Genomic DNA, 12,347 nt, shown 5'->3' on the forward strand with positions numbered 1-12,347 from the left:
TCGGCGCGCGACGCCGCCCAGCGCCGCAAACGAGCGGGTGTGCGCGTCGAACAGCATTTCGTGGCCCTGGCTCGGATAAGCCACCAGCCAGAACGCGCGGCTTGAGCACAGCTTCAGGTGCGAGACCTGCATGCGGCGGTAGACGCCGCCGATCACCAGGCCTTCTTCGCTCCAATCGAACTGGAACGCCTCACCGAGTTCGAAGGCCAGCGGCACGAACGCCTTGGTCGCCGCCCCTTGGCCTTCACCCTGACGCCACGCCCGAATGAAGTCGGTCAACCGGCTATAGCCACCCTCGTAGCCCTGCACCTTGATCTCCGCGTGCAACGCCCGTGCCGTGCGCCGTTCATGCTTTGCTCGCCGGGCGTCAGCTCGCAGCATCTGCACCAGCGCCTCATGGAACGCATTCAACTTGCCGGCCGCCGCCTCGCGCCGGTAGCGCGGCTCGACTTCGGCAGGCGCCTTGACCCATTTCTTCACGGTGTTGCGCGACAGGCCCGTGCGCCTCGCAATGTCGCTGAACGAGAGATGGTCGCGGAAGTGCATCCGCTTGACCTTGCCAATCATGTCCATGGTGATCACCTGTTCGCCTTGCTGAAATAATCAGCAGGGCAGTTGAGCACCCTGGTCAATTTTGGATCGGCAGACTCCGGTCTAGATGGTCAGTTTTCGGTCGGCGCCAACAGACCAGCCCAACGTCGTCGATACGGAAAGCGCTTGCCGGTACCGAGAAGCTGGCCGTTGCCGTTTTGGCTTCGCCGGCGCTTACACGCAACTTTTTTTCGCCAGCGCGCGTTCCTTGACGATGAAGACTGCGGCAGACAGAAGCCTCGTTCTGCGATAGGTCAACGTGCTGGCACAGCACCGCATGAAGCGAGATTGCGGTCAGCCAGCTGAAGTACGGAAGGCATGTGCGTAAAGAACTTGGCTCAGGAGTGGCCGCAAGACGGTTGAAGACTGATCGCCGTGTCCCTGGTGTCGACGAGCCGATGCGTCTTGAAAAAACGAAGCATCTCCTCGCTCGCATCGGGGCCTTGAGGATCTGCAAAAGTGCCCGCTGCACTTCCACCGGACCATGCGTGAGACGCTCCATGCAATGTCCAATGCTCGCCGCAGACTGCCTTCGATGATCTACGAAAGTACTTTCGTCGAGTGACGCGGCGACCGTCTGCGCCGACATGCTCTTCGAGACTGAAACGGCGATCGATGCCGAACGCGGCTTCGATGACTTGCATGCCATTGACGGGACTGACGACCGTGTCCCTGTCTCCATGAAAAACGATAGTCGGCATCTCGCTGGGCACCGAGGGTGGACGCACCCCTCCTCGCATCGCGGCCAAACCAGACGACATGTCTTTGCCAGCGAACGCCGCCAGGCCGGAGTGCACTCCGACCGCCGCATAGATCTCGGGAAAGAGTTCGCCCAGCAAGCTGGCCATTGCGCCACCGGCCGACAGCCCCGCCACATAGATGCGCTCGCGGTCGACGCCATGCGCGCGGGCCACGTGTTGGGTCAGCGCCGCAATGCGCGCCGGCTCGCCATGACCTCGGTCCTGGTGTGCCGCCTCGAACCAGTTCCAGCACCGGTACGCACTGGCAAGTTTCGATTGACCGGGATAGAGAACCACGAAGCCATGGCGCTCGGCCGCATCATTCATCGTGGTCCCAGCCGCAAAATCGTCCGGGTCCTGTGCGGCGCCGTGCAACATCACCACCATGGGACGCTCCTTCCTCGCCGGCCGAGAAGGAATGAACACCGTGTGCTCGCCGTGCGCTTGCGAACTGGCTTCGATGTCGGCGGCGCCGGCGGGAGGCGGGGTGCCAGATGGCGCGTTGAGGGAAGTAGGGGCTTGTGTCGACGGCGCAGGTACCCAGAACATTGAGTTGAGGAACATTTCGACTGCGGGTGAAAGACTGAGCATCACCCGTTATCGGCGAGTGAGGGATCGCCGCTGCTGCGCTAGCGCCACGAGGACGCGTAGGCGGACAGGCCGGGTTGGCGCGACCGGGCAAGTCGACTGAGGTCGAGGCGCGTGGCGTGATACACCGACGCCGCGCGCAAGGCGGCCGAGGCCGGCGCCGTTTCGATGGTGCCTGTGTTCGCGTGACGACCACCTTGCGGCTGCGGACATCGAGACTGCGTTGTCCTGACTTCGCACGTTGAAAGGCTCCCCTTTGCCGCTTGTGCTCTCAACCGGAGAAAGCACGTGTCGCTCAACGTGCTTCGAACAGACAGACGCCAGAAGACTGCCGCAAGCTTTCGTGCGCCAATTGAAAGTGCGGTCCGCCGAATGCCGTCCACCAAGCGGCCCATGAATGGGGCCGTTTGAGCCGGATGGATTCGTCCCAGGTCGATCGAAACTCGCGCTCGCGCCAACCTAGTCGTGCGAAGAATCCCGGGCGATCGTCAGGCGCGAACTTAAACGCTGCGTCAGGCGTCAGTTGAGATTTCCAGAGCGAGGCGGAGGTTGCGCGCACGACAGGGCTGATCACGTCGCCGATCCACCAGGCCACCTGCGGTTCGTCAAACAACTGTGCTGCAAGGCGGGCAACCTGGTGCTCCGTGAGGTAGAGCAGCAATCCCTCGGTGAGCACGACCACAGGGCCCGGACTCGATCTGGCGATCGAGAGCACCGTTTCAACCTCCTGCACGTCGCAGACATCTGCAACCACGTGGGAATGCTTGCAACTTGACGTTTCGTCGCCCAGGCACTTGCGTCGGTGCACCACCATGTCGGGGAGATCAACGTCGATCCAGTGCAGGTCGGCAGGCAGACCCAGTCGAAACGCACGGGTATCCAATCCCGCCCCCAGATTGATCACCGTGCATGCGCCTTGCTCGATGCAGTCCAGGACGAGTTCGTCTATCACGACTGTGCGCACTGTCATCGGATGAGCGATTTCCGCGGCGCCGGGCATCATGCGAACAATCGCTTCACCCCGCGCCCCAGCCATCCTCCGTGCCAAGGGGTCGTCGAAGAGCGCATCGGGCCGCTCCGACTCCATAGCGCGGTACATCGCCACCCACAAGGCGGTGTCCGAGACGTTTCTCAAAGATGGCAAAGGGTCGATAGTGCTCATAAGCAATGCTGGTTGCGTGATGCCCCTTTGGACGAAGCACAGGAGAGGTCTTCGCCGCGAAGCGCGCTTTGCACGGCCGAGTGCCCATGAAAACGCACCTCCATGCCGCGCCGATGGCGCAGCACTGAACGTTGTCGCGTCAACAGGCGGCGTTATTTCAGACGTCTCTGATCGGGCGCCACTGATCCCAGTCGCATGCGGCCGTGGCGTCGTGTAACTCGCGCGTGTTCGGTTGCTGATGCTGCGCGAGTTCCCGATTCTCTTGAAAGGATTCAGGACCGGTATCGCTTGACCTTGAATCGACCTGGGTGCGTGTGCTCATGGACTTCCTAAAGTGATTTAGCGATTCGAACTCGCTTTAGGGAAATAGTAGGGTTAGTACCAACGACGACAGGTAGGACTTCGCGCCGTCGCCTGGGGCCTGGAGCTGAATATCGCGCCCCGCAGGCGGAATGAGGGAGTGGGGAGGCCGAGCTCGCCTGGGCAATATCGTCAGCGTTCAGCAGTGTTGTGCAACCTTGGTCACGCGCAGCTCGTGCGGCACGATCAGGGCCGCCATCAAAACAGCCGATCAGCCGGGCCGCTCCGCACCTTCAAGTTTGCGGAGATCAACAGTGATGCGACGCGACCATCCGGCCCCGTACGCAGCCTCGACGACAAGCAGGGCGCCGATGCCGGTGAGAATGAGGGAAACAATGCTTCCCGGCCAAAGCTGGGACGTTCCCACAAACCGCGATAATGGCTTTTTCATAGTCGGGTGGAGTCAGCGTCCGCGCGGCATCTGTCAAGGGCGCGCATGTCTGTCGAAACGCGAAACAACGTCAAGGTCCTCGGAGATGGGCCAGCCACCATGGTGTTCTCGCACGGATTCGGATGCGACCAGCACATGTGGCGGTTTCTGGCGCCCCAGTATTCGTCGCGATTCAGGACAGTCACTTTCGACCTGGTCGGTGCGGGTCAGTCGGACCTGAATGCTTACGACCCAGCCAAGTACAACCAGCTGTCCGGCTATGCGGACGACTTGCTGGAAATCGTCGATGCGTTTGCCAAGGGTCCTGTCATCTTCGTCGGGCACTCCGTGAGCGCCATGATCGGTTTGCTCGCCGGCATCCGGGCCCCGCAGCGTTTCGCAGGTCACGTGATGGTCGGTCCATCGCCCTGCTACATCAACGACGGGGACTACGTCGGCGGCTTCACACGGGAGGACATCGACTCGCTGCTGGACACGCTCGAGTCCAACTACCTGGGTTGGGCCAGCAACATGGCGCCCGCGATCATGGGTGCGCCGGAGCAGCCCGAGCTTGGCGTCGAGCTCACCAACAGTTTCTGCCGGACGGATCCAGAGATCGCGAAGCAGTTTGCACGCGTCACCTTCCTGTCGGACAACCGGGCCGACTTGCCCAAGCTGAGTGCACCAACACTCGTCGTCCAGTCGAGCGACGACCTGATCGCGCCGCTGGCGGTGGGCGAATACCTCCAGCGAACGCTTCCCAACTGCATGCTTCGCGTCGTCGAGAACGTGGGTCATTGTCCGCATCTGAGCGCGCCTTGTGCCAGTGCCAGCGCAATGGACGAGTTCCTCGCGACGCTTGGCCACCGGTGAATGGTCGAAGACGTACCTGACCTGCCCAGCGCCGAGCAACTCTTCGACGAGTTCCCGACCGCGCTGCTCGTCACGAGCATCACGGGCAACATCCTGAAGGTGAACAAGACCTTCTGTACGTGGCTGGGGATCGAGCGCGATGACCTGGTCGGCAGGAAGCGGCTGCAGGAACTCTTCACGATGGGTGGGCGCATCTTTCACCAGACGCACTGGCTGCCCACGCTGCAGATGCAAGGCTCCCTGTCCGAAGTGAAGCTTGACGTGCGGCACAGGGACGGCCATACGATCCCGATGATGCTCAACGCCATCCGGCGCACCACGGACGCCGGCAGCTATGACGAGATCTCGATGGTGGTTGCCGAAGAGCGCAATAAGTACGAGCGGGAACTTCTCGTCGCCCGCAAACGCGCCGACGAGTTGGTGATCAAGGAGCGCGAAACCCAGGCGGCCCTGCAGGTCACGCAGGCCCGGTTGCGCCAAGCCCTGCGACTCGGGAACCTGTTTCTCTGGGACATCGATGCGGCAACGGGCGCCCGACGCTACGAAGGCGACGTGGCGCGGCTGCTCGGCTACGCGACCGCATGCCCGGTGGACGAATCACGCTACGCTGAAGCAATCGACCTTGCAGACAGGGAGAACGAACGTCACGCCATGGAACGCGCCCTCGGCCGCAGCGAGGAGGCCTACAACTGCACCTACCGGCTCAATGGTGTCGACGGCGTCCAGCGAACGGTGGTGTCTTCGGGCCAAGTTTTTTTCAGCGAGGATGGCGCGCTGGCGTACTTCGTGGGTGTGCTGAGTGACATCACCGAATCCACGCGCGAGCGAGCACGTGCAGAGGACCGGGCCCTTTTTGCTGAGCAGATGGTGGGCATCGTGAGCCACGACCTGCGCAACCCGCTGTCGGCGATTCTCATGGGCGCCAAGGTGCTCTCGCACGACGAGGACGCACCCCAGAAGGTTCGAGTCCTCGGCCACGTCACACGCTCCGCACAGCGGGCCCAGCGCCTCATCGGGGAACTGCTGGATTTCACGCTCGCCCGGGTGGGACGTGGTCTCACGGTCGCACCGGCGCCTCTGGACCTGCATGTTTTGGTTGCCGGCATCGTCGAGGAGCTTGCTCTGGCTTTTCCCGGACGGCAGCTTGTCCACCGTGCGGAGGGCGACGCGCAGTGCATCGCCGACGCGGATCGGGTAGCCCAGCTGGTGGGCAACCTCGTGGGCAACGCGATGGCCTATGGTGACCCGGCAGGCGCTGTTACCGTGACCTCGGCCATTCGTGGGGACACGGCCAGCCTGTCCGTTCACAATCAGGGTGAGCCCATCCCGCAAGCCTTGCAGGCCTCGCTGTTCGAGCCCATGGTGCGAGGAGATCCCGGAGAGAGCGCTACACGCAGCGTTGGACTGGGCTTGTTCATCGTTCGCGCCATCGCGCTGGCGCACGGCGGAGATGTCAGGCTCCGTTCATCGCGCGCGGACGGAACGACCTTCATTTTTGCGTTTCCGAGGAAGCAAAACTAGCGGCGATGCCGCATCTGCGAGACAACAGGATCGCGAGCTGTTAAGAGCGAGCTTCGCTTTGGATCGAGTCGATCAGTAGCAACAGGCGATCAAAATCCACCGGCTTCGCCACGTGATGGTTGAAGCCAGCCGCGATCGCATGCGCCCGATCGGCGGGACCGTCGTAGCCCGTGAGGGCAATCAGTACCGGCGCTGGCGTGTCGTTTCTTTCGCGAATCCTCGAAGCGACTTCGTATCCGCTGACCCCGGGAAGGCCGATGTCGCACAACACGACCTGCGGTCGCTGCTGTTCAAACATCTCCAGCGCCGATGGACCGTCAAGGGCAATTTCGACTTCGTGGCCCTCCATGCGCAACAGCATGGCGAGAAGAAGCCCCGCGTCCGCGTTGTCATCGACGACGAGGATGCGCGTCGGCACGACAGTTGCCGAGGGGCGCGATGCGACCGGGGCGCTGACGGGGCGGTCGATGCGGGGGAGCGTGACGATGAACTCACTGCCTTCGCCAAGCCCTGCGCTCCTGGCCTCGACCTTGCCACCGTGGAGTTCGACCATGCTGCGCACCACGGTGAGACCGATGCCCAGTCCGCCCTGGCTGCGACTCAGGGAGCGATCTTCCTGGCGGAACAAGTCAAAGATCATGGGCAGCGCTTCCGCTGAAATCCCGCTGCCGTTGTCGATCACCCGGATCACGACCTTGTCCGCCACCGCCCGCGCGCTGACAGAGATGACGCCGCCTTCGGGCGTGTACTTGGCCGCGTTGTGCAACAGATTGCCGATGATCTGCGCCAGCCGCGTTGGATCGCCCTCGACGTAGAGTTGCGAGACGGGCATGTCCAAGTTGAGTTGATGGCGCTGCGCCTCGATGTGTCCGCGGCTGATCTCCACGGCCTGGTCGACGAACTCGCTGATCTTGATGGGGCGCCGCTGCAGCGTCACCTTGCCACTGGTGACCCGGGACGCATCAAGAAGGTCGTCGAGCAGGCGCGCCATGTGATCGACTTGCCGTCCCAGTACCTCGCGGATGACGGGAAGCGTCGGGTGCAGGGCGTCCAGGCGCTCCAGCAATGCGACCGCACTGCGAATCGGTGCCAGAGGATTGCGCAACTCGTGGGCCAGCATGGCCAGGAATTCATCCTGATGACGCTTGGCCTGCAAGGCCGCTTCCTTGTGCTCTTCGGCCTGCAGGGTGGCCATGACCAGATGTTCGTTGGCCTCTTGCACATCGGCGGTGTGCCCCTCCGATTGCGACTGCGCCTGTTCGCGAAGGAAAACCGCCTCTTCGCGCATGCGCGCCGCGTCCTCGCGCTCTGCGACCGCCTTCTCGCGCTGGACGACGTGTCCGTCACTTGGGCCCGCAGAATCGCTCATGGTGGACCTGCCTTTCAAGGTGGCATCGTCGCGCTTGGCCTCGGATGGCCCGTGAGCAACGCGTCCATGCCGGGCTTGTGATCAGCGATGGCGATGCCCGCATCGTTGATCTCGAACAGCCGAAGTTCGTGGCTGTGGGCGCTGTTCCTGAGCTTGACCACCGCCATCACGCGCTTGATTTCGCCTTGGAGTTCTACATAGCGTTGCACGATGATCGCATCGGTGAGGAACGCGGCGCCGTAGGGGCTGAATCGCAGGTCTGTGTAGCGGTCTTCGAGCTCCGAGATCATCATCACCGTTGCGCCCATGCCCGTCAGCACCGCGACCATGCGATGCAGCGACTCGCGAAAGTCCTCGCGAAATGTCGGCGCCAGCGCAAGCTCGAATCCCGAAAGCGAATCGATGACCACGCGCGTCGCGCCGGTGCGCTCGATGACCTGCGTCAGCGCGTACAAGGTCTCGTCGATGGAGAGATCCAGGGCGCGCGTATCGACGACGGCAACATCCTCGCTGGCGATCAACTGTTCGAGCAAGATCGTGCGCGACCGGCTCGGGCTTTTCTCGAAGGCGGCGATCACGCCTTTCTGTCCCGCCTTCGCGCCTGCGGCAAGGAAGGCACTGGCCAGTTGTGATTTGCCCGAGCCCGAAGGCCCCGCGACCAGCAGCGAATAGCCAGCCGGCAATCCGCCGCACATGAGTTCATCCAGCAGGGGTATCCCCATGGACAGTCGCGGCGACACCGCTGGCTCGACGCGGGTATCGCCAGCCGCGGCCTCGGGCGCGCGTGCGATCGTGCGAGGAAAGATGTGCAGACCGTCCTCGTTGATTCGAAAGGTGTGCAGACCGGGAATGGTGGCATGCCCGCGCATCTTCGCGACCTGGATCTTGCGCACCATCGAATTGCGATCGACACTTTGTGCCAGCCAGAGAATGCCATCGGCGACAGTGAAGATCGGATTCGATTCGTTCTCGGGCGCCATGTACTCGCCGATCAGGAAGGTCGTGGCTTGCCAAGTTGTCAGGTGCATGCCAAGCCGCTGGATGAACTCCTGCAGATCCATGCTCCCGTTGCCTGGGGCTTTGGACGCCTGCACAACGGAGCGGAACGAATCGACCATGACCAGCGCAGGCTCGAAGCGTTCGACCTCATCGGTGATACGAGCCAGAACACGCTCGAAATCGCCCGTCATGACGTCGTCTGCCAGATTGACGAAGCGGATCGACTCGTTGACCTTGGCGGCGTCGAAGAAGGTGTATTGCTGCTGGTAACGCAGCATCTTCAGGGGAGGCTCGCCGAGCACGGTGAAAAACAGGGCACGCTTGTCCGGCCGTGCCAGCGAGAACATGATCTGATGGGCCAGTGTCGTCTTGCCCGAACCTGGCGCACCGGCGATGAGGTTGAAAGAAAACTCCGCAAGGCCGCCGCCCAGCACTGCATCGAGTCCGGGCACGCCCGTCGGCAGCCGTCGGATCTCAACTTTCTCATTCATCGCGCGTTCTCCCGGAAGGTTCGTCGTCAGCCGCTCTGCCCCAAGCCGATTGCAACAAGCGGTGTGTCAATGGTTCGCCGATCAGTGATACCAGAAGATCGGCGAAGGCGAGCAAGATCGCCTCTCCTGCTTCCCGCGCCTCGGTCGGATCGCGCAAGGAAAGGTCACTGCGCAAGGTCGAAAGTCCGGCTTCCGGTGGGTCGGGGGCCGGTTGGTTGAGCCACTGAAACGAAGAGCGCGTCAAATGCAAGCTTCGTGCGTACAGTGCGCCGGTCGCCTGAGACCCAATGAGGGAACCGAGTTCTGTGTGGAGCAAGCGCAGTGCGCCCACCGTCGCATCTGCAACGGCGGCCGGATTGGCCCCGTCGCCAGCGAGTTCAGCGAGTGCTTTCGCGATGATTTGCTGTCGCATTTCCCTGCGGCGTCAAGCGGCTGATGGTCTGAGCATGCGCCTGCTCGGCGATGAACGCAGGCCTGCCAGGCAGTGCTGGAGTTCATGCAGGGCCACGCCATCGCCGCCACCTGGGGTCGTTCGGACCTGGCCTCCTCGGACATGATGAGCATGGAGACAACCAAGCGGGTCTGGCAGGCGCGATTGGATCCCAGGCGCAACACGCCCTCGATTGGCATCTACTCTCATGTGCGCGATCGCTGGGGCATCTTCAATGCGCAGCCGTTCGTGCTCAACGAGCGACAAGCCGGCGTGGCGATTGAGGGCGTCGTGCGCCAGGAGCGCATCGAGACGTCCCAACTTGCGGTGGACACGCACGGGCATACCGACTTCGCCATGGCCCTGGCTCGTTTGCTCGGCTTCGACCTTTGCCCGCGGCTGAAGGACCTGAAGCAGCGACACCTGTACGTGCCGCATGGCATGGCGATCCCGGCCGAGATCGCCTCGGTGTGCGAGGCCAAGGTCGACCTGTCAAAGATCGAGGCGCATTGGGATGCCCTCGTTCATCTCACCGCCTCTGTCATGTCCGGCCACGCCAGTGCGGTGGCGGCACTGGCGCGGTTTGGTTCGGCGGCCCGGGGAGATCCGATTTATGAGGCCGGTGTTCAGCTCGGCCGTTTGCTGCGCACGGCATTCCTCGCGGACTACTTCGTCAACGAGGCCTTCCGGCGCGAACTGCGCCGGGTGCTCAATCGCGGCGAGGCGGTCAACGCCCTCAAGCGCGCCATCTATACCGGGCGGATCAGCCCGGCGCAGGCCAAGCGAGTCGACGAGATGCAGGCGGTGGCCGACGCATTGAGCTTGCTGGCCAACATCGTGATGGCATGGAACACCACGCAGATGCAGGCGGTGCTCGATCGCTGGGCCAACCGGCGCCAGGTCATCCCGCCAGAACTCATAGGGCGCATCGCGCCGACGCGGCTGGAGGGCATCAATCTGCGCGGCGTCTTCCGCTTCCCGATCGAGCGCTACGTCGATCAGCTCCTACCGTCACAAACTGCAGCGATAACGAGCGCCGTGCGCTGAGATCGACCTCGCAACGACGCCGCAAAACACAAACTCAAGAGCGAACAGGAAGTTCAACAAAATCAACGACATAGCTATCGCTACCCCGCATGGTTGCTGGGGTTCGCAACCGTCAGTTATTGCACCGAAAACGAGTAGACCCCTGGTGGCGAAGCTGCCGATCTTCTCGCCGGCCAGCAGCGGTGTGAGGTAGCGCGCCTGCAACTGGGGTGACGCATGCTCCAGCGCGTGGCCTGCCAGGATGCAATGCACGTCGACGACTGCTGCGACGGAATTCGAGTGATAGGCCAGTTCTTCGATGAGCGCGGCAGTCGCGCAGGCCGGGTACTTCAAGCCGCGTCCGCCCACCTCGGCCGCGAAGGGAATGCGGAACAGCCCCGCATCGGCCATCTTGCGAAAGAGTTCGCGCGGGAAGTTCTCGACCGACTCTTCTCGGTGCCCGATCTCCCACGCTACCGGCGCAACGTGTTCGTCGGAGAAGCGGCGGACCTCCTGGCGGATCGCGAGCGTTTCTGCGGGCGTGAGAAGGTCGTGATAGAGCTTCGGCTGATGGCGCTCAGGCGCCTGTTGGCTCGATGCAATGGTGTCGTCTCTGGCGTTCATGTCTCGCGTTCCTGTGGCGGGTGGGCGTTGCTCGCCCGTTGAATGTGAGACCAAGTCTAGGTTTTGAGGCAGGTGGGGTACATTGGCAAAAGTGACGTTTTCAATGCGAGATCAGACAGCCCATGCCGCGCGCCGCAATCCTTGCCATTGACGGCTGCTATGCCTCAAGCCTGGGCGGATTCGCCGACATCCTGCAAGTGGCGAATTCGCATTTGCGCAGACAGCACGGTGCGTCAGCGGCACTTTTCGAATGGCGCTTCGTGTCGCTCACGGGCGAGCCCGTCGCGGCCAGCAACGGCCTGCAACTGCAGACACACAGGATCGGCGCGCGCGAGCATTTCGACCTCGTTTTCATACCCAGCCTGCACTACGCCGGCCACAAGAAGTTCGACCAGCTGCTCCATTCTCAGCAGGCTGCAAGCGCGTGGCTCGCATCGCAGTGGCGTCGCGGCGCCTGGCTGGCAGCCAACTGCACGGGCACCTTCATCCTGGCACAGACACGCCTTTTGGACGGGCGCATTGCCACCACGACCTGGTGGCTGGAACGGCAGTTCCGCACGCGCTTTCCGCAGGTCGATCTACAACTGCGGCCCGTGCTCACGGAAGTCGATCGGCTGCTGTGCGCCGGCGCCTCGGCGTCCTATCTGCTTCAAGCCATTCGCGTGGTCGAACGATTCTGCGGACCGGCGATCGCGTCGCAATGCGCCAAGAGCATGCTCATCGATGTAAGCCAGACGAGCCAGACACCCTATCTGCCCTTGCTTGCGGACATCACGCACACCGACGCGGTGGTTCATCGTGCCCAGCACTGGTTGCACACGAACATGGCCCGGCCGATCCGCATTGCCAGGCTCGCGGGCGAACTGGCGGTAAGCGAAAGAACGCTGGTTCGACGGTTCAACGTCGTCCTCGATCAGTCGCCGCTGACCTACCTGCAGCATCTGCGCATCGACTCCGCCCGTGCTCTGCTGGAAGCCAGCGATCTCGGTATCGACCAGATTGCGGTGCAGGTGGGCTATAGCGATGCCAGTTCATTCTCGCGCCTGTTCCGAGAGCGCATGGGTCTTAGCCCTGGCGCGTATCGCAGCCGATTCCAGTTGCCGGAGATCGAGGCCTCGATCCAGCACTCGGCACAGCGCGGAACTCGGGGTGGGCCGGATACATGAACTGCGGGTCTTGCCAAGTAGATGCAGATCGCGGATG

At 62.8% G+C, this 12,347-nt stretch carries 10 protein-coding genes and 1 pseudogene; 4 read left to right on the forward strand and 7 right to left on the reverse strand.

Going from position 1 to position 12,347, the window contains the following annotated elements; translation table 11 throughout:
* From istA to WKW79_RS32780, 3 genes are all read right to left on the reverse strand, one after another.
* Window positions 1-573: IS21 family transposase (gene istA / locus WKW79_RS32770; RefSeq protein WP_340339422.1), on the reverse strand; the 573-nt coding region annotated here is incomplete at its 3' end.
* A 356-nt stretch (window positions 574-929) separates the two neighbouring features.
* Window positions 930-1,895, reverse strand: a complete 966-nt coding sequence (locus tag WKW79_RS32775) for an extracellular catalytic domain type 1 short-chain-length polyhydroxyalkanoate depolymerase (protein ID WP_340339423.1) — start codon at window positions 1,893-1,895, stop codon at window positions 930-932.
* A gap of 319 nt (window positions 1,896-2,214) precedes the next feature.
* Complete coding sequence (locus WKW79_RS32780; protein WP_340339424.1) at window positions 2,215-3,081, reverse strand: class I SAM-dependent methyltransferase; 867 nt, start codon at window positions 3,079-3,081, stop codon at window positions 2,215-2,217.
* A gap of 796 nt (window positions 3,082-3,877) precedes the next feature.
* Here WKW79_RS32780 and WKW79_RS32785 point away from each other — a divergent pair.
* Both WKW79_RS32785 and WKW79_RS32790 read left to right on the forward strand, forming a co-directional pair.
* Complete coding sequence (locus tag WKW79_RS32785; protein ID WP_340339425.1) at window positions 3,878-4,684, forward strand: alpha/beta fold hydrolase; 807 nt, start codon at window positions 3,878-3,880, stop codon at window positions 4,682-4,684.
* On the forward strand, window positions 4,685-6,205 hold the full coding sequence (locus WKW79_RS32790) for a sensor histidine kinase (protein WP_340339426.1): 1,521 nt from the start codon (window positions 4,685-4,687) through the stop codon (window positions 6,203-6,205). It abuts the gene before it with no gap.
* Window positions 6,206-6,245: 40 nt separating this feature from the next.
* On the opposite strand, the gene WKW79_RS32795 is transcribed toward WKW79_RS32790, so the two are convergent.
* The 3 genes from WKW79_RS32795 to WKW79_RS32805 are packed head-to-tail and all read right to left on the reverse strand — an operon-like array spanning window position 6,246 to window position 9,476.
* Window positions 6,246-7,574: a hybrid sensor histidine kinase/response regulator gene (locus WKW79_RS32795; protein WP_340339427.1), complete on the reverse strand. Its 1,329-nt coding sequence runs from the start codon at window positions 7,572-7,574 to the stop codon at window positions 6,246-6,248.
* Window positions 7,575-7,588: 14 nt separating this feature from the next.
* The gene (locus WKW79_RS32800) at window positions 7,589-9,064 is read right to left on the reverse strand and encodes an ATPase domain-containing protein (protein WP_340339428.1); all 1,476 of its coding nucleotides are present in this window, start codon (window positions 9,062-9,064) and stop codon (window positions 7,589-7,591) included.
* Window positions 9,057-9,476: a hypothetical protein gene (locus WKW79_RS32805; protein WP_340339429.1), complete on the reverse strand. Its 420-nt coding sequence runs from the start codon at window positions 9,474-9,476 to the stop codon at window positions 9,057-9,059. Before WKW79_RS32805 ends, WKW79_RS32800 begins: the two co-directional genes overlap by 8 nt.
* Window positions 9,477-9,530: 54 nt before the next feature.
* On the opposite strand from WKW79_RS32805, the pseudogene WKW79_RS32810 reads away from it, so the two are divergent.
* Window positions 9,531-10,541 (forward strand): annotated as a pseudogene (locus WKW79_RS32810) (Tn3 family transposase); the annotation flags it as partial.
* Here WKW79_RS32810 and WKW79_RS32815 read toward each other — a convergent pair.
* Window positions 10,506-11,144, reverse strand: a complete 639-nt coding sequence (locus WKW79_RS32815; protein WP_340339430.1) for an acyl-CoA dehydrogenase family protein — start codon at window positions 11,142-11,144, stop codon at window positions 10,506-10,508. The pseudogene WKW79_RS32810 and the gene WKW79_RS32815 sit on opposite strands and share 36 nt — an antisense overlap.
* 122 nt (window positions 11,145-11,266) lie before the next feature.
* Here WKW79_RS32815 and WKW79_RS32820 point away from each other — a divergent pair, with 122 nt between their 5' ends.
* A complete protein-coding gene (locus WKW79_RS32820) occupies window positions 11,267-12,310 on the forward strand; it encodes a GlxA family transcriptional regulator (RefSeq protein WP_340339431.1) in 1,044 nt (347 codons plus the stop codon).
* Window positions 12,311-12,347 lie beyond the last annotated feature (37 nt).

The organism is Variovorax robiniae, from assembly GCF_037889955.1.
Lineage (GTDB): Bacteria > Pseudomonadota > Gammaproteobacteria > Burkholderiales > Burkholderiaceae_C > Variovorax > Variovorax robiniae.

Coding starts and splice junctions, on each gene's coding strand:
- WKW79_RS32805 (WP_340339429.1), bottom strand. CDS start 9,476: ATGCGACAGCAAATCATCGCGAAAGCACTCGCTGAACTCGCTGGCGAC.
- WKW79_RS32790 (WP_340339426.1), top strand. CDS start 4,685: ATGGTCGAAGACGTACCTGACCTGCCCAGCGCCGAGCAACTCTTCGAC.
- WKW79_RS32815 (WP_340339430.1), bottom strand. CDS start 11,144: ATGAACGCCAGAGACGACACCATTGCATCGAGCCAACAGGCGCCTGAG.
- WKW79_RS32800 (WP_340339428.1), bottom strand. CDS start 9,064: ATGAATGAGAAAGTTGAGATCCGACGGCTGCCGACGGGCGTGCCCGGA.
- WKW79_RS32795 (WP_340339427.1), bottom strand. CDS start 7,574: ATGAGCGATTCTGCGGGCCCAAGTGACGGACACGTCGTCCAGCGCGAG.
- WKW79_RS32785 (WP_340339425.1), top strand. CDS start 3,878: ATGTCTGTCGAAACGCGAAACAACGTCAAGGTCCTCGGAGATGGGCCA.
- WKW79_RS32780 (WP_340339424.1), bottom strand. CDS start 3,081: ATGAGCACTATCGACCCTTTGCCATCTTTGAGAAACGTCTCGGACACC.
- WKW79_RS32775 (WP_340339423.1), bottom strand. CDS start 1,895: ATGTTCCTCAACTCAATGTTCTGGGTACCTGCGCCGTCGACACAAGCC.
- WKW79_RS32820 (WP_340339431.1), top strand. CDS start 11,267: ATGCCGCGCGCCGCAATCCTTGCCATTGACGGCTGCTATGCCTCAAGC.